The sequence below is a fragment of the Halobacillus sp. A5 genome, assembly GCF_024189315.1.
Taxonomy (GTDB): domain Bacteria; phylum Bacillota; class Bacilli; order Bacillales; family Halobacillaceae; genus Halobacillus_A.
The window spans coordinates 286,536-302,426 of the sequence record NZ_JAIZEO010000001.1 but is presented as its reverse complement, the minus strand read 5'-3'; the positions used below and the strand labels follow the sequence as shown (position 1 = coordinate 302,426).

At 39.5% G+C, this 15,891-nt stretch carries 18 protein-coding genes; 3 read left to right on the top strand and 15 right to left on the bottom strand.

Annotation, left to right across the window (positions count from 1 at the left end; genetic code table 11):
• Positions 1 to 23: 23 nt before the first annotated feature.
• From hemW to gpr, 5 genes are all read right to left on the bottom strand, one after another.
• Positions 24 to 1,163 (bottom strand): radical SAM family heme chaperone HemW, encoded by a 1,140-nt coding sequence (gene hemW / locus LF822_RS01550; protein WP_253922204.1) that lies wholly within the window; start codon positions 1,161 to 1,163, stop codon positions 24 to 26.
• Between the two features lie 65 nt (positions 1,164 to 1,228).
• The gene (gene lepA / locus LF822_RS01545; RefSeq protein ID WP_253922203.1) at positions 1,229 to 3,043 is read right to left on the bottom strand and encodes a translation elongation factor 4; all 1,815 of its coding nucleotides are present in this window, start codon (positions 3,041 to 3,043) and stop codon (positions 1,229 to 1,231) included.
• Between the two features lie 89 nt (positions 3,044 to 3,132).
• On the bottom strand, positions 3,133 to 3,405 hold the full coding sequence (locus LF822_RS01540; protein WP_253922202.1) for a hypothetical protein: 273 nt from the start codon (positions 3,403 to 3,405) through the stop codon (positions 3,133 to 3,135).
• Positions 3,406 to 4,584 carry a stage II sporulation protein P gene (spoIIP, locus tag LF822_RS01535; RefSeq protein ID WP_253922201.1) on the bottom strand — a complete coding sequence of 393 codons (1,179 nt, stop codon included), beginning with the start codon at positions 4,582 to 4,584 and terminating at the stop codon, positions 3,406 to 3,408.
• A gap of 77 nt (positions 4,585 to 4,661) precedes the next feature.
• A complete protein-coding gene (gene gpr, locus LF822_RS01530; RefSeq protein ID WP_253922199.1) occupies positions 4,662 to 5,759 on the bottom strand; it encodes a GPR endopeptidase in 1,098 nt (365 codons plus the stop codon).
• Positions 5,760 to 5,913: 154 nt separating this feature from the next.
• On the opposite strand from gpr, the gene rpsT reads away from it, so the two are divergent.
• Positions 5,914 to 6,174, top strand: coding sequence for a 30S ribosomal protein S20 (gene rpsT, locus LF822_RS01525; RefSeq protein ID WP_253922198.1), 261 nt, complete (start codon positions 5,914 to 5,916; stop codon positions 6,172 to 6,174).
• Between the two features lie 379 nt (positions 6,175 to 6,553).
• On the opposite strand, the gene holA is transcribed toward rpsT, so the two are convergent.
• On the bottom strand, positions 6,554 to 7,573 hold the full coding sequence (gene holA / locus LF822_RS01520; protein ID WP_253922197.1) for a DNA polymerase III subunit delta: 1,020 nt from the start codon (positions 7,571 to 7,573) through the stop codon (positions 6,554 to 6,556).
• 329 nt (positions 7,574 to 7,902) lie between these two features.
• On the opposite strand from holA, the gene LF822_RS01515 reads away from it, so the two are divergent.
• A complete protein-coding gene (locus LF822_RS01515; protein ID WP_188375641.1) occupies positions 7,903 to 8,037 on the top strand; it encodes a YqzM family protein in 135 nt (44 codons plus the stop codon).
• A 44-nt stretch (positions 8,038 to 8,081) separates the two neighbouring features.
• On the opposite strand, the gene LF822_RS01510 is transcribed toward LF822_RS01515, so the two are convergent.
• From LF822_RS01510 to LF822_RS01500, 3 genes are all read right to left on the bottom strand, one after another.
• Entirely contained in the window at positions 8,082 to 10,280 is a 2,199-nt protein-coding gene (locus LF822_RS01510; protein WP_253922196.1) for a DNA internalization-related competence protein ComEC/Rec2, read from the bottom strand.
• A 37-nt stretch (positions 10,281 to 10,317) separates the two neighbouring features.
• Entirely contained in the window at positions 10,318 to 10,902 is a 585-nt protein-coding gene (locus LF822_RS01505) for a ComE operon protein 2 (RefSeq protein WP_253922195.1), read from the bottom strand.
• Between the two features lie 73 nt (positions 10,903 to 10,975).
• Positions 10,976 to 11,572 (bottom strand): helix-hairpin-helix domain-containing protein, encoded by a 597-nt coding sequence (locus tag LF822_RS01500; RefSeq protein ID WP_253922194.1) that lies wholly within the window; start codon positions 11,570 to 11,572, stop codon positions 10,976 to 10,978.
• Between the two features lie 74 nt (positions 11,573 to 11,646).
• Here LF822_RS01500 and comER point away from each other — a divergent pair, with 74 nt between their 5' ends.
• A complete protein-coding gene (comER, locus tag LF822_RS01495) occupies positions 11,647 to 12,450 on the top strand; it encodes a late competence protein ComER (protein WP_253922193.1) in 804 nt (267 codons plus the stop codon).
• A 66-nt stretch (positions 12,451 to 12,516) separates the two neighbouring features.
• Here the strand turns inward: comER and LF822_RS01490 are convergent, their stop codons facing one another.
• From LF822_RS01490 to aroE, 6 genes are read right to left on the bottom strand one after another with little or no spacing between them, the layout of a single operon-like run.
• Entirely contained in the window at positions 12,517 to 13,245 is a 729-nt protein-coding gene (locus LF822_RS01490; protein ID WP_253922192.1) for a class I SAM-dependent DNA methyltransferase, read from the bottom strand.
• Positions 13,242 to 13,595 (bottom strand): ribosome silencing factor, encoded by a 354-nt coding sequence (rsfS, locus tag LF822_RS01485; RefSeq protein ID WP_253922191.1) that lies wholly within the window; start codon positions 13,593 to 13,595, stop codon positions 13,242 to 13,244. Before rsfS ends, LF822_RS01490 begins: the two co-directional genes overlap by 4 nt.
• A 35-nt stretch (positions 13,596 to 13,630) precedes the next feature.
• The gene (gene yqeK / locus LF822_RS01480) at positions 13,631 to 14,191 is read right to left on the bottom strand and encodes a bis(5'-nucleosyl)-tetraphosphatase (symmetrical) YqeK (protein ID WP_253922190.1); all 561 of its coding nucleotides are present in this window, start codon (positions 14,189 to 14,191) and stop codon (positions 13,631 to 13,633) included.
• Positions 14,175 to 14,741 (bottom strand): nicotinate-nucleotide adenylyltransferase, encoded by a 567-nt coding sequence (locus LF822_RS01475; RefSeq protein WP_253922189.1) that lies wholly within the window; start codon positions 14,739 to 14,741, stop codon positions 14,175 to 14,177. Before LF822_RS01475 ends, yqeK begins: the two co-directional genes overlap by 17 nt.
• A 15-nt stretch (positions 14,742 to 14,756) precedes the next feature.
• A complete protein-coding gene (yhbY, locus tag LF822_RS01470) occupies positions 14,757 to 15,047 on the bottom strand; it encodes a ribosome assembly RNA-binding protein YhbY (RefSeq protein ID WP_253922188.1) in 291 nt (96 codons plus the stop codon).
• A 1-nt stretch (position 15,048) separates the two neighbouring features.
• The gene (gene aroE / locus LF822_RS01465) at positions 15,049 to 15,885 is read right to left on the bottom strand and encodes a shikimate dehydrogenase (RefSeq protein WP_253922187.1); all 837 of its coding nucleotides are present in this window, start codon (positions 15,883 to 15,885) and stop codon (positions 15,049 to 15,051) included.
• Positions 15,886 to 15,891 lie beyond the last annotated feature (6 nt).

Below are 15,891 nucleotides of genomic sequence, written 5' to 3'. Positions count from 1 at the left end.
TGTCAATGGATTTACATTGTTTTTTATCTTTCCAGCAAAAATTCCCGAAAGACCTCATTTCCCAACAACCTGCCTCTGTCAGTTAGAAACACATAACCCTCTTCTTCATCGAGAAGCCCTCTTTCTTTCAAAGCAGGGAGAGCCCCTTGAAACACCTCCAGGATAGAACGTCCGAACTTTTCCTCAAAGCGTTCCGAAGATACTCCTTCCACTTTTCTTAAGCCTAGAAACATCTCTTCTTCCATTTGTTCCGTTAACCCTACAGGCTCCTCATGTAAAATAGGACGGCCATCAGCAATTGCCTGCTTTACATAAGCCGGAAGGGGTCGAATATTTATTGTGCGGATCCCGGGAAGATAACCGTGAGCTCCTGCACCAATCCCATAGTAGTATTCATTATTCCAGTATGTCAGGTTATGCTGACTCTCATAACCAGGCTTGGCAAAATTACTGATTTCATACTGCCGCACGCCGTATCCAGCCAGTTTGGACTGCAGCAATTCGTACATCTCCGCCTCGTCATCTTCTGGAGGTTTAACGAGCTTACCTTTTTTGTAGCGTTGATAGAAAATTGTTTTGGGTTCAATCTGCAATGAATATGAGGAATAGTGAGGAAGCCCGAATTGAAGAGCTTCATTAATAGTAGCCTCAAAATCTTTTACAGACTGTCCAGGTAATGCGTACATCAAATCAATACTTATATTTGTCAGACCTTGACTTACTAGACGGTTTACATTCGTATATACATCCTTCACTTTATGAACTCTGCCGATTTTCTCAAGCATTTCATCGTCAAAAACCTGAACTCCGAGAGAGATTCGATTTACACCGTAAGCCTTTAATAGTTTTACCTTTTCTAAATCTAAGTCACCCGGATTCGCCTCAAATGTATATTCGATGCAGTTAGAAACACAAAAATGGGCGTCGATCATCTCTAACAACTTTTTTAACTGAGGGGCCGTTAAGGCAGTTGGAGTGCCTCCTCCTACAAAAATTGTTCTTACTTCCGCTTTTTCCCGGGGAATAGACGTATGAATTTCATTCTCTAACGCTGTTAAATATTCGTCTGCCAGTCGTTCATTATAAAAAAACTTTGTAAAATCACAATAATGGCAGATTTGCTGACAAAACGGAATATGGATATATGCTGAAGAAATATTCATGCTGCACAACCTTTCATAAGGAAAACCGCAAGAGGATGCTCCTGCGGCCTTAGACCTTACACTTATTAATCTTCATCAATTTCTAACACGGACATAAACGCTTCCTGAGGCACTTCAACAGAACCAACCATCTTCATACGTTTCTTACCTTCTTTTTGCTTCTCCAGAAGCTTTCGTTTACGGGAAATGTCCCCTCCATAACATTTGGAAAGTACGTTTTTCCGCATAGCTTTAATGGTTGTCCGCGCCACAATTTTGTTACCTATTGCTGCCTGAACAGGAACTTCAAACTGTTGTCTTGGGATAAGTTTTTTCAATTTATCAGCAATAATCTTACCCCGCTCATAAGCAAAATCACGGTGCACAATGAAAGACAATGCGTCAATCGTATCACCATTTAATAAAATATCCATCTTCACCAAATTAGAAGAACGATAGCCAATTAGTTCATAATCAAACGAAGCGTAACCTTTTGTTTGAGACTTTAATGAATCGAAAAAATCATAAACGATTTCAGACAGTGGGATTTCATAAACAATATTTACACGGTTATCATCAAGATATTGCATATCCATAAAATTACCGCGTTTTCGCTGGCAGATCTCCATTACGGGACCTACGTAATCGTTTGGCACCATGACGGTAGCTTTAACATAAGGTTCCTGCACCTCTTCCACCTGCTGATTATCCGGCATCATTGATGGATTGTCTACCTCTACCTCACTGCCATCCGTTAATTTAACAGAATATATAACGCTTGGTGCAGTAGTAATAAGATCGATCTTATACTCTCGCTCAATTCTTTCCTGAATAATCTCCATATGGAGCATACCAAGAAAACCACATCTGAAACCAAAACCCAGAGCCTGGGAAGTTTCTGCTTCAAACTGGAGGGAAGAATCGTTCAATTCTAACCTTTCCAGAGCGTCTCTTAAATCATTGTAATTCGAAGCGTCTACAGGATAAAGTCCGCAGAAAACCATAGGGTTCATCTTCTTATAGCCTGGCAGCGGTCCAGAAGCCGGCCGGTTCGCCTGAGTAATTGTATCCCCTACTCGGGAATCGCCAATATTTTTAATAGATGCTGTTAAGTACCCTACATCACCTACATTGAGTTCTTTCAAAGGGGTCGGAGCAGGTCTGAAAACACCAACTTCGTTCACCTCAAACTCCTTCTCAGTAGCCATCATTTTAATTCGGTCGCCTACCTTAACGGATCCCTCACGCACACAGGTATAGGCCACTACACCACGGTAGGAATCATAAAGGGAATCAAAGATGAGTGCTTTCAGCGGGTCTTCTGCTTTTCCTTCCGGTGCGGGAATATCCGTTACGATCCGTTCAAGAATTTCATCAATGCCAACACCTTCTTTAGCCGAAGCTAGAATGGCGTCGGAAGCATCAATGCCAATCACATCTTCAATTTCCTGCTTAATTCTTTCCGGGTCCGCACCTGGCAGGTCAATTTTATTAATTACAGGTATGATCTCCAATTCATTCTCAAGAGCCAGATAAACATTCGCCAGTGTCTGTGCTTCTATTCCCTGGGCTGCATCTACAACAAGAATAGCTCCTTCACAGGCAGCCAGGCTTCTGGACACTTCGTATGTAAAGTCGACATGTCCCGGTGTATCAATTAAATGAAATGTGTAATCCTGCTGGTCGTTCGCTTTGTAATTCAACTGAACGGCATTTAATTTAATTGTAATACCACGTTCTCTTTCTAAGTCCATAGCATCTAAGAACTGTTCTTTCATTTCTCTTTGAGTCAGAGCATTAGTTTTTTCCAAAATTCTGTCAGCAAGAGTCGATTTCCCATGATCAATATGTGCAATAATGGAGAAATTACGTACCCTCTCTTGATTTGATCGTGTTGTCATTATCATCACTCCTACTATTTCGACACACCTATCTATGATGATTATAGCAATAGGAATGACCAGGTTCAATCATAGTTGTGAAAAAAGCACTAACTTGTACTAATAAAGGAGTAGAACAAGAGAAGGATAAAATCAAAGCCGTGACTCACACCCTTCCCAAGGCCTACAGCTGCTTCCGCTATCAGCGGAACATTTTCTTCAGATTTAACACGTTCACCGCAGGCTTGTTCTTTTTCTATTGACTGTTGAACGTCCGCGTCCACTGTTTGATCTGAGTAATACTGCTCGCTGTTTTTAATCATATAGAGCGAGCCACTTACGAACAAAAACAATGCCATAGCCGTCAGTATCAATACTTTCATCTATTCTTCCTCTCCCTCATTAGAAACTTCCTCGGCCTGCCAATAATACTCGCTGAATACTTCACCAACAGCTTCTGCTGAACGATACAGTTCATCTAAATCATTCTCTACTCCGCCAAATTCAATCAGACTGGCGTTCGGATCTAAATCCTGGTTGTAAACCCCATCAACGCCTGACCCTTTTTTCGTAATAACACCTCGACTTAAGCCAGGGTATTCCTCTTCCAGGCGGTTATGAAGTTCAGTGGCGAGTTTAAGGTTTTGTTCATATTCGCTGTGCTCCGCACCTATTACAAATATGGTTCTTGCATAGTTTTTTCCGTCTATTTCCGCAGTGGTCACATCGCGCGGCAGGCTATCCCTGTGAAGGTCAAAAAAGTAGTTAAACGTATTAGTTTCATCCATAGCATCTTCTACCACTGTACGGGCAGCATCATATGACTGATGATATTCCATGTTCTCCTCCTGAAGAACGGCCGCCATATCCGTATAGTCCACTGAAGTGCCAATTCCATTTTTCTCAAGTGTTTCCGCAAGACGTTCGCCTACCAAAGTTATATTTACTTCTCCATGGAATGCTTCAGAAGAAGGTGTGTTATCCGGGAGATGAGGAAGAAAAGACTCCCTATTATGAGTATGGTAAATAAAAACTTTATCTTCTGTCAGATCTCTTTCCGGCTCCTTCTCCTCGTCACTGTTTTCCTGTTCTTGATCAGCATCTTTTGCCTCTCTTTCTTTCTGAACGACTTCTACAGGAGCTTCGGATTCGATCGGTAAAGTTGTGTAATCTGTCCCTTCTCCAGCTATTACAATATCGCTGTTATATGTCGAAAGCCCTGGAATTTCACGTCCAAGCAGACTCCGTAGATCATGAGGTTTAACACTGGTCAGCATTTGAAATGAAAGAGAAGAGAGACTAGGCAGATTCGACTCCTCAGGGTGTGCTCCTGAAAACTGACGGTTTTCCATTTCAAATAGATGGATAAAAGCTCTTCCTTCGATTTGTGTGGTTACATTTTGAATGGTTTGTGAGTAAATCTTATATGTACTCTTAGCCCCTGTTAACAGCCCGATGCCCACAAATAACAACAAGAGGATAATAATGGCTCCTGCTAGTAATACGGACCACTTTTTAACTATATGTGAATTCCTTTTCTTAAATTTTCGAATGGTTCCCATCGTTCTTCCCCCTGTCATGGACTCTAGTAAATCCTATGAAAGGGAGATATATAATAGAACGATTTCTCTTATCTCAATTAGAATTTCGTATAAGATGAGGCTTCTCCTTCTTCTATTTCTTCATGTAAAGCACTATTAATTCCTGAAGCAATCACGTTAGCCATATCATGGACAAAAGCATCTACTTCTTTAGGAGTAACCATTAAATTGTGTCCTAATGGAGTAAGAACTTCTTTAATTAATTGTTTCTTTTCTTCTGTTCCCAACTCACCCAGCATTCCGAGCACCGCCTTACGCTCTTGTTCTCCGGGCAAATCTTCTTCTGTTAAGGTTTTTCTTTCAAAAGGATTTAATGACGGAGACAAAGCGTTCGAAGGTCTGTCTTTCTCCTGCCACTCTCTTCCAAAATGCTTTAAAATATAATCAATACTGTCGTTCGTGATGGTGACTGCATCGACCACGGTAGGCACACCTATTGATATCACAGGAATACCATATGTTTCTCGGCTGATTTCTTTTCTTTTATTACCAACTCCTGAGCCTGGGTGAATACCAGTATCTGATATTTGAATGGTGGCATTGATACGGTTGATTGACCTGGAAGCTAATGCATCCACCGCAATTACAAAATCAGGATTGATCTCATGGATAATACCGTGAATCATGTCGCTCGTTTCAATCCCTGTGACCCCCATCACTCCAGGAGTTACTGCGGAGACAGGACGATAGCCTTCTGAAACGGTTTCAGGCTGCAGTTCAAATAAATGACTGGTAACTACTACTTCGTTTGTTACAAGCGGTCCTATTGCGTCAGGTGTCACATTGTGATTTCCTAAACCAACAATTAGACAACGGTCTGATTCCTTTATTCCTACTGCTTCCATTAATTTTTGCAGTTGTCTTGAAAGGCATGTAGCCAGCCTGACCTGCATGTCGGTATCCTGCTTACGAATGGCAAGAGATTCAAGCGTAATGTAATTACCAGGCTTTTTTCCAATTCGCTCCGCTCCAGCTTCATCTACTTTTACATAAGTTAGAGTAATATCTTCAAATTTTTCTTCATTGACTGTGACCCCGTCATCAGATTGGCTTTTATCTTCCTCAGGGTGTGCGTTCATTTCCTGTGCCTCTAAAGCTAAGTCTGTGCGCACAGAATATTCCTCATGTTCTGCCATATTTTCATACCTCCTTTAGGAATAATTTCTCCCTTGAAGTCCATTACTATGCAAATGTTCAATGGAAACCTATTGAAAACGGCGGTCTGCTTTGGTAAAATGACTCTTGTTCGATTATGAACGAGTTTAATGTTTTTACCTGGGAGGTGAAACCATGCCTAATATTAAATCAGCCAAAAAACGCGTACGTGTTAACCAGGACGCCCGCGAACTGAACAATGCTTTTAAATCTGATATGCGTACGGCAGTTAAACGCGTAGAGAAGCTTACGGCCAGCAGTAATGCAGACCAAGCTAAAGAAGCATTAGCTACAGCCGTCAAGAAAATTGATAAAGCTGTACAGCGAGGTGCCCTTCATAAAAATAACGGCGACCGAAAAAAGTCTCGTTTATCAAAAAAAGTTAACGCATTATAATGTTTAGCGTTTTTTATGACCAACAGACGATCCTTATTTAAGGGTCGTTTTTTTGTTCTGCTGCAATTAATCTGTATCTACTTTATAAACAAATAAGAGGCTGAGACATAAGTAAAGCAGTGATATCAAAAAAAGAACATATGTATAAACGCAGAGCTTGATGCGAAGACTCCTGTGCAAACCACACAAGCCGAAGAACAAACAGGAAAGCGCTCTTTACTTTCTGAGGAATCTTAAGGCCGTGACCACATAAAGAGAAGTATTTTGACAAAGCGACAGTGTGAATGCTCTATAACATAAAAATAACCCGAACTGATTTCTACAAAATCATTCGGATTATTTTATGATTTATTCAGTTTTATCCCGACCTCATTGCTTTTTATACATTGTTATGTGCAGGTGTTAAGCCACTTTGTTTTAAATGAATCAGTTGATATAGAAGCATTTCAAATGCGAGCTCCTTCTCCATTTGCCCCTGTTTCATTACAAAATCTGTCTCGGCCAGCTCCTGAATGATACCGTTGAGCTCCTCACTCGTGAAAGCTCTCTCTCTTTTCAATGCCATTTTGATTACAAATGGGTGTGCCTTTATATAATCACGCATTTGATTTTGTGCATAACCCTTTTGCTTTAGTGTTTTCACCTGACTGATAATTCTAAATTGAGAAGCAAGCAAAGCCACTAATGAAATAGGTTCTTCATTCGCTTTTAATAAATCTTTAAAAAGCATGATCGCCTTCCCTAAATCTTTTTCCATAACTGCGTCCACCATTTTCAGTCCGGAAGTTTCTGCACTGTGGGATAATAAACTTTCTGCCAGCTCGCGGGTAATAGTACCGCCCTTTCCAACATTTAAAGCCAATTTCTCCATTTCATTCCGCAGAGCCATCAGATTTGTTCCAACTTCCTGAGCAAACAATTCATGAATAGACTCTGGAATGATAATATTAAATTCCCCGGCCAGCGATTGGATCCATTTGTCAATATCCCATTCTCTTACAGGCTGACAATGCTCTATTTTCGCATTTTTCTTTAATTGCTTAAAAACTTTTTTTCGCTCGTCCACTTTCTCATATGGAGCAATAATTACAAGAACACTATAATCAGCAGGATTGGCTATGTATCGAATAAGTGAATCTACATCGTGTTCAAAAGCTAAAGGGTCTGGTTTAGCTTTAAGAAAAACGGGATGATATGCGATAACGATTTTTTTATCACCTAAAAAAGGAAAGGTCTCCGCATCCGTAACAACATCTTCAATTGGTGTTTCCTCAAGATCATATTGAGAAACATTAAATTCACGGTCATCAAGAGCAAGAGTATCTTCAATTATTTTCTTTTTATGGTTTTGAATTAAATAATCTTCCGTTCCATATAATAAGTAAATCTGTTCAGCCAAATTTCGTCTCCCTTTCCGGTTGTAAAAGTTGCGGTGGTGTCCCCAATCAGGGATGATTTCGTGATACTATTTTATGTTTTAACTTTTGCTCTGTCAAAACATCACCACCGCAAGCATCTATATAAACGTTTTTCCTATAGCCCCGGACGCTATAAGAGTAAACGATGTTGTCTCCCTCATGAGCTTAGTGTGACCGTTTATGGGAGAATTATCTTTGACAAGTCTTGCTAGAAGAGGCAAACAAAAATTGAATAGAGGCTTACTTACAAAGCATGTGGATTTTTAATCATTTATCACTTATAATGGGAAATGATATAGGAGGGGTAACCATGAATGAATTTAAGAAAGATATTCAATCAAAAACAAATGACGTCATTGATTCAGGCATTGGTTTTGTCGCATCATTTGTTTTTTTCTTCGTCATTTTTGGGATAGGCGTGTTATTCTCAGTTATTGGACAATAATCCATAATGAAGGTGAAAGGCTGCTTCCTCTACGGCAGTCTTTTTTATTTTCTTTCCGCATTATACGTCAACTCTGTATAAAACGTTCCATCTTCTCCATTAAATAAATACTTTACAGCTCCGTGATGATCAGTACGCAAAATAATACTTCCTTCCTGTTCTAGATCTTCGATAACTTTATGATGTGGGTGACCATACCTATTATCTCTTCCCACTGATAACAAAGCTACTTCGGGACTGATCTGCCTCAGCCAGCTTTCACTCGTGGAACTCCGGCTCCCGTGATGGCTCACTTTAAGAACATCTGCTGTTAATTCAGGATAATTATTCATCAATTCATCCTCAATTTCTTTCGATATATCCCCTGTAAAAAGCCATGAGCGGCCGCCAAGCTCTGTATAAATTACAAGAGAATTGTCGTTTGGATCTAGTTGATCGACTTTAGGATGAATTATGGTAAATGGCTGGCCGGATACATATAGAATATCCTCTTTTTTCACTCGATTACTCTCCTGATTATCATCATGAAAAGAACTGACAAATATATCGTCTACTTCCAAAAAAGAAGAAAGAAATTCTACACTTCCACTATGGTCCTGATCTTGGTGGGATATGAATAATGCGTCAATTTTACTGATCCCTTTTGACTTTAAAAAGGGCTTAATTGTATTGTCAGCAATACTTGAGGGGTTATTAGAAAAAACGGACGGCCCTGCTGCGTCAATCATTACTATGCCTTTTCTGTGCGGAAGCTCAATAACAAATGCATCTCCCTGCCCTACGTCCAGCATGGTCACTTCACCGTTACGGCTTAGGTAAGGAACCACACTGTAGCTCATTATAAGAGCTGCCATCAATATTCCATAAGTAAATGCTTTCTTTAACAGACCTTTACACCAGTTTCTCATCATACTTATAAAAAGAAGAAAATACATGCAGCCCCACACAGGAGGAAATTCACCTACAATCCACTGAATGTTTAACCCTTTACTGATAAAGATAATCCAATGAAGAACAGCATCGTGTAATTGAACAAACACCCCGGACAGGCTTCCCGCAAGTGATGGAATAATCCAGCAAAGAATGACAATCAATATAATAAAAGGAATAACAAAAAAGGAAAAGTATGGAACAATAATTAAATTTAAAATAAGAGACAACGGGTTAAATTCATAAAAGTGGTGGAGTTGAATGGAAAGAATGGAGAGCTGGCTTACAAGGCTGATTGTTGCAGCGACAGCCAGAGGATGTTGAGATAAAATCAGTGGTTTTGATAACAATAGTGCAAAAGTGACGAGAAAAGAAAATTGAAAACCTAAATGATATAAATAATCCGGATTAAACCAAAGCAGTAACAAAGCCGCAACAGAAAGGATGTCGCTCACATTCATTTTAAAACGCGTGAAACTAAGCCCCGTTAACAGAAGAGCCATAAAAGACGCCCGTAATACAGAAGGCTCTGCACCTGCAATAAAGCAATAACATGGAATAATAAGCAACAGAGAGTACCTCGTTTGTTCGACCGTTGCCAAACCTGAACGAAAAAGAACAAAGAACAATCCGCCTACAAACAAACCTACATGCAAGCCTGATATGGCGAGAATATGTGATAAATTAAAATCTCTAAACCACTCTAACAGTTTCTCATCTAATAAAGAACTGTCCCCAAATACAAGTGCGGAAGCCCAGGGAAAGGCTGCTTTACCAACTACATTTGACGTTCGTTCGATAATAGCTTGTCGAACTTTATATATTTGATGAAGATACGATGATCCATCACATAATAGTTGTGAAGGAGTATTAATAATGATTTCTGAATGAATGCCCTGATGAGAAAGGTAAGTCCGATAGTTGAACTCACCGGGGTTGGTGGCTGAATCAGGCGGCCGTTGCACGCCATTTACTTCACAAGAGGCACCGTATTTCAAACGCGACATTATCTCCTCTGCATCTCCCCCATCGGTAAAATATTGAAGCATTAACTTATCATCAGAGGATTGATTTTCCAGAATGACTCTTATAGTCGAATCTGTTTTTGTCACAGGAGATATAACGGTGCCGGAGATTGAGGTGGTGGATTCTTTAATATGAGGAGATTGAGGAGAAGAGTTGTATAGTAAAAATCCAGAAATGAAGAGGGTTAATAAGGTTCCTCTCCATTTCCAAGTATTTAATTTAATTATCCATATCGTAAAGGCCAGCAGAATGATCGCTTTTATTGGATAATTTAAGGTTACAGTCAAGCCGCCTGACAAAAAAGCAAATACCAGCAGATGGTAATTACCTCTCATTTGTTTTTTGAAGCGGATTGGGGAATAATTCAGCAGCCCGGTTCTTTAGTGAGACAATCTCTTGTTCATTAACATTAGTGTTTTCAAGCTTCTTAACTAGAGCTTCTACAAATTGAGCTTTTTCTAATGATTCTTCAGCATTGCCAATGGTATGTTCTACTTTAATCATCTTCACCCCTGCATTTTCAAACAACTGTTCCGCATAAGGGTGATTACGATAATCTTCACTGTAGTATACCGCTTTTATACCTGCTTGTATAATCGCCTTTGTACAGTGAAGACACGGAAAATGAGTAACATAAATTTCGGCTCCTTCGGTTGCGACACCAAATTTAGAACATTGAAGTAAAGCATTCATTTCAGCATGTATGGTACGAACACAATGCCCATCAATAACGTAACAGCCTTCATCAATACAATGTACTCCTCCGCTGACACTCCCATTATATCCCCCTGCAATCATACGTTTATCTCGAACAATGACAGCACCTACAGCAAGTCTTTCACAGGTACTGCGTGTTTTTAGAAGATAGCTCTGTGCCATAAAATAATGATCCCACGATATTCGTTCCATCATACTGACTCCTTTATTTACATCATATTTTTAATCAAGTGTACTCTCACTGAGAATTTACGTCAATTACCAGTTAAGGTATCTGAATATGCTCTTCCAGGCTTTCCAGAGTCTTTTCACCAATTCCGGATACATTCAGTAAATCCTCGCTGCTTTTAAAAAGTCCTTGTTCATCACGGTATGTAATAATTGCCTCTGCTTTTGCAGGTCCAATGCCTGGCAGAGCTTGAACCTCTTCAGAAGTTGCATAGTTAATTCGTACAACCGAAGTACTATTACTTCCACTTTCTTCTGTAACCTTATTATTATCATTTAGTGTGCTCATCACTAAGATCACCATTTCGTCCTGCACCTTTTGAGCAAGGTTAATGGTTGTCTCATCCGCCTTCTCAGTTAGTCCTCCTGCTAATTGAATAGCATCATTAACTCTCATCCCCTCCTCAACATCGTAAATGCCTGGTTCATTCACTTCTCCTTTTACATCTACTACAAAAAATGAACCTTCTTTCTGTGGAGGATCTTGAAGCTCCTTTGAAGTATCCATACTTTTTTCATTTGACTCCCCCTTTACTTGCAATAAAGACTCTTCTTGATCGAAGTTAAACAGTATAAGTAAAGCAAATAAGAAAAGGACTACTCCAATCCAACCATACTTCTTAAGTATCAGCATAGAATTCAACTTCCCTTCATATTTCTTATTGTTGTGAATAAAGTAGTTAGGTAAACGATAAGGAGGAGATGCCCATGAAATATGGATTAATCGGCACAGGAAACATGGGGAGCATGCTTACACATGCCTTCATATCAAGCGGCGCTGTACAGGCAGGTGACATCAATGTCTATAACCGGTCTCCAGATAAAGCTGAAGCCTTAAAAGAACAATTCCCTGAAATCACGGTTGCTCAGACGATTACAGAGGCAGGACAGAACAGCGAGATTATTTTCATTTGTGTGAAGCCTCATCATTACGAGCATGTACTAGATCATTTAACCCTTTCCTCGAACCAATGTCTTGTATCTATAACTAGTCCAGTATCTGTAAATGATTTAGAAAAAAAAGTGAACAGCCAGGTTGCTCGAATCGTTCCTTCTATTACAAACCGGGCTCATGCAGGGGTGAGTTTGTTTACATTTGGGGATAGGATACATGAAAAATTTAAAAAAGAACTCTTTGATACTTTTTCCTGTTTTTCAAAACCTGTTGAGATTGAAGAAGAGCATATTCGAGTTTCTTCTGATATTGTTTCATGCGGACCAGCATTTGTAGGTTTTTTACTGGAGAATATGATTGAATCTGCAAATAAAATTGGAGGAATCTCACAAGATCAGGCAACCGTGCTTATGGAGGAAATGATTATCGGTCTGGCAGCTCTGCTGGAAAAAGATATTTACAGTTTTCCAGAACTCATAAAAAAAGTAACCGTTAAGGGAGGGGTTACGGGAGAAGGGTTAGTGGCTCTGGAAGAAAATATTGATGATACCTTCCTTAGAATGTTTCAGGCTACGCACTATAAGCATTACAGGGATAAATTATCCATAAAGCTTTAATAGACATATTCGACATAAATTGTCTTTTTCCTGCAAAAAAATAAAGGCGGCACCGAATGCCCGCCTTTATTTTTTCAGGCAGACAAAGAATAATCGTTCTCCCTCATCTGCAGAAACATCGGAGAAGTCCGCATAAACACCTAAAATACTAAAGCCTGCTTTTATTAATTCTTCTTTCAAATAAAGGGGAGAGTAACCTTTTTGATAGTGGGTTTCATCAAATCTTTCAAATACTTCACCATTTCTTATAAAGAAAGTCAATTCATGCTCAAATTCACCTGGAACACTACCCTCATCGCAAAACCATATATAGGATAAGTCATCATATACTTCGGCAAAAGTCCGACCGATCAAATCATTGTTAATATGAGGTAGAGAATGAACGTCAAACAAGAAAAGCCCTTCTGAATCTAAAGCTTCATAAGCATGCTGAAAAACTAAAAGTAAATCTTCTTCTTTAATAATATAGTTAATAACATCACAGTAACTGATGATACAATCATAATTGGAAAGGCCGGTTAGCCTGGTAATATCCTGCCGCAGCCACTGAATGGTTCGGCGGTCGTCTTTAGTCGAAGCGATTGCCAGCATATCTTCTGATAAATCGACACCTGTCATTTGATAAGTCTGTGCCAGTCTAGTTGTAATTTCACCCGTTCCACATCCTAAATCAAGTACATACTTAGTGCGGGGACGGTGTTTCTTAATCATGTGTCTGGTCCAGGTTACCCATTTATTATAAGGAGCATCCTGCATCAGCCGGTCGTATACCTCGGCCATACGTTGATAACTCAACCTTGTATCCCCTCAACAGAAACAGTTGATGCATCGCCCCATAGTCTTTCTAAATTATAATAATGACGCTCATCTTTATGAAAGATGTGACAGACGACACCGTTTAAATCCACCAGTATCCATCGAGCTTTATCAAAGCCTTCCATACGTTTCACTTCAATCCCATTTTCTTCTGCTTGTTCTTTTACTTCACGAGCAATGGCTTGTACCTGTCTTTCATTTGATCCTTCACAAATTAAGAAATAATCAGCAACAAGAGATACATCAGCCATATCAAGTACAACTATATCCTGTGCTCTTTTCTCGTCACATGCCTTCGCAGCGACCTTCACTAAATCTTTACTATCCATACTATTCCTCCCATTATTTATAGTGGCGCAGTTTATTATACTAATGCATTATATGCATTAATGGTATCAGGATAAACCGTTCTTTTATTATTCGTTAAAAAATGTACGGTATTAACCAGTGATTGCAGACAAGCGTTATCCAAATCACTCTTCGCCAGTTCACGTACCTCTTCAACTCCTTCAAAATTACGGCCCGGCTCTATATAATCTGCCAGAAATACAACCTTGTCCAATAAACTCATATTCTTTTTACCCGAGGTGTGGCAGGCTATCGCAGATAGTATTTCTGGATCTTTAATTTCAAGTTCATTTTCAAGCATTAGCGCACCCGCTGGACCATGCCACAATTCATGGTGATAGTCCAATAAATCATTAGGAACCCTCTCATCATTAGAAATCCAGTGTTTAAGCTCTTCTTTAGATTTATGTTTAGCAAAATCATGTAAAATTGATGCAGTTTCTGCTTTTTGAACGTCAGCCCCATATTGTATTGCCAGTTCTACTGCTGTATCAGTCACTCTTACAGTGTGTTCATACCGCGACTGCTTCAGATGCGGCCGTACGAAATCTAATAATTGGTCACGACTCAGGTGCATACAGAGCATTCTCCTTTATATAATCGTTAACTTGATCGGCTACTAAATATCTTACACTTTGTTTGTTAGAGAGCCGCTCTCTTATCATTGAAGAAGAGATGTCTATTCGTGGTATATCCACCATAGTAACCCCATCAGCGGCGTTGGAAGAACCACCTCTTCCAACACCAACAAACTGGACAAGCCTTTTCAGTTCTTCAATACGATACCAGCGGTCCAGGTAATCCACCATATCTCCGCCTATAATAAAACAGAAATTGTAAGATGGGAATTGAGCATCTAATTCTTTAATGGTGTCCAGCGTGTAAGACTTCCCTTTTCTTTCTAATTCAATTGATGAAACAAAGAAATGGGGGTTGCTTTCCACCGCTTTTTCAACCATCACTAAACGATCATCAGCAGAGATCGATGATTCCTGTTTGTGTGGAGGGACATGAGAGGGAATAAACCAAATTTCGTCCAATCCCATCATTTCACATACATGTTCAGCTATAATCAGGTGACCTAGATGAGGAGGATCAAAAGTCCCTCCCAGCAACCCTACTTTCATATTGATGGCTCTCCTTTAAGGCAGCTCAATCTGCTTATTATTAATTGATTCTTTGTATAAAATAACAATATTCCCAATAACCTGTACAATCTCAGCTTTCGTTTGTGAAGAGATCTCTTCAGCTACCACTTGATTATCATCGAAATTATTTTGCAGAATACTGACTTTTATCAGTTCTCTTTTTTCAAGAGCCTCCGCTATCTGAGTTGTCATATTAGGATTGACGCCGCCTTTTCCTACTTGAAAGATAGGCTGGATGTGATGAGATTCCTTACGAAGAAACTTTTTTTCTTTACTCGTTAACATTCTATTCTCCTTCCAATTTGCTTTCAAAATCATTCATTATTTTTTTAGTTTCAGGATTAGTATTTGTCCAAATCCTAAACGCATAAACAGCTTGATGAAGAAGCATTTCATACCCAAAGTGTATGTTTGCTCCGTGCTGCTTGGCTTCCTGCAAGAACTTTGTCATTTTGGGGCGGTAAACAATATCACTAAAAATGGCCCCTTTTAATTCAGGCTTTAATTTTACAATCGATTGCTGATCATTTGGTGACATGCCTACAGAAGTAGTTTGGACAACAAGATCATACTGATCAATTTGACTTTCGGCTTGCTCGGTACTAAGAGGAGTAGAAAAATTCTCTCCGTTTAGTTCTTCGATAATTTTCTCCGCTTTTGCAACCGTCCTATTAGCAAGGTCTACTTTACTTATTTGATTACGTAAAAAAGCGTAATAAATCCCACGTGCAGCTCCGCCGCTTCCCAGGATAAGGACCTTACTTGTATCTTTTAAATATTGCGGAAATCGGTCTTCAATTGAAGCTACATATCCGATTCCGTCTGTATTATAACCGACCCACTTCCCATTCTCTGCCTTAACGGTATTTACCGCTCCTAAGAAACGAGCCCCTTCATCAATATCATCAAGATAATCCATAATTCTTTCCTTGTAAGGAACAGTGACGTTAAACCCGTCGAGCTTTTGTTCCTTTAACTCAATAATCTGTTCGTCAAAATGTCCAGGATCAATCTCAAACAATTCATAACTGCCATCCAATTGTTGATCATTTAAAAGCCTCTCGTGAATCCAAGGTGATAATGAATGTGCAATCGGATAACCTATCAGCCCTAATCGAAGCATATACTA

Coding starts and splice junctions, on each gene's coding strand:
- gpr (WP_253922199.1), bottom strand. CDS start 5,759: ATGGCAGAACATGAGGAATATTCTGTGCGCACAGACTTAGCTTTAGAG.
- rpsT (WP_253922198.1), top strand. CDS start 5,914: ATGCCTAATATTAAATCAGCCAAAAAACGCGTACGTGTTAACCAGGAC.
- rsfS (WP_253922191.1), bottom strand. CDS start 13,595: ATGGATAGTAAAGATTTAGTGAAGGTCGCTGCGAAGGCATGTGACGAG.
- LF822_RS01505 (WP_253922195.1), bottom strand. CDS start 10,902: ATGGAACGAATATCGTGGGATCATTATTTTATGGCACAGAGCTATCTT.
- aroE (WP_253922187.1), bottom strand. CDS start 15,885: ATGCTTCGATTAGGGCTGATAGGTTATCCGATTGCACATTCATTATCA.
- spoIIP (WP_253922201.1), bottom strand. CDS start 4,584: ATGGGAACCATTCGAAAATTTAAGAAAAGGAATTCACATATAGTTAAA.
- LF822_RS01540 (WP_253922202.1), bottom strand. CDS start 3,405: ATGAAAGTATTGATACTGACGGCTATGGCATTGTTTTTGTTCGTAAGT.
- LF822_RS01500 (WP_253922194.1), bottom strand. CDS start 11,572: ATGCTGATACTTAAGAAGTATGGTTGGATTGGAGTAGTCCTTTTCTTA.
- hemW (WP_253922204.1), bottom strand. CDS start 1,163: ATGAATATTTCTTCAGCATATATCCATATTCCGTTTTGTCAGCAAATC.
- lepA (WP_253922203.1), bottom strand. CDS start 3,043: ATGACAACACGATCAAATCAAGAGAGGGTACGTAATTTCTCCATTATT.
- yqeK (WP_253922190.1), bottom strand. CDS start 14,191: ATGCACCTGAGTCGTGACCAATTATTAGATTTCGTACGGCCGCATCTG.
- LF822_RS01475 (WP_253922189.1), bottom strand. CDS start 14,741: ATGAAAGTAGGGTTGCTGGGAGGGACTTTTGATCCTCCTCATCTAGGT.
- LF822_RS01515 (WP_188375641.1), top strand. CDS start 7,903: ATGAATGAATTTAAGAAAGATATTCAATCAAAAACAAATGACGTCATT.
- comER (WP_253922193.1), top strand. CDS start 11,647: ATGAAATATGGATTAATCGGCACAGGAAACATGGGGAGCATGCTTACA.
- yhbY (WP_253922188.1), bottom strand. CDS start 15,047: ATGTTAACGAGTAAAGAAAAAAAGTTTCTTCGTAAGGAATCTCATCAC.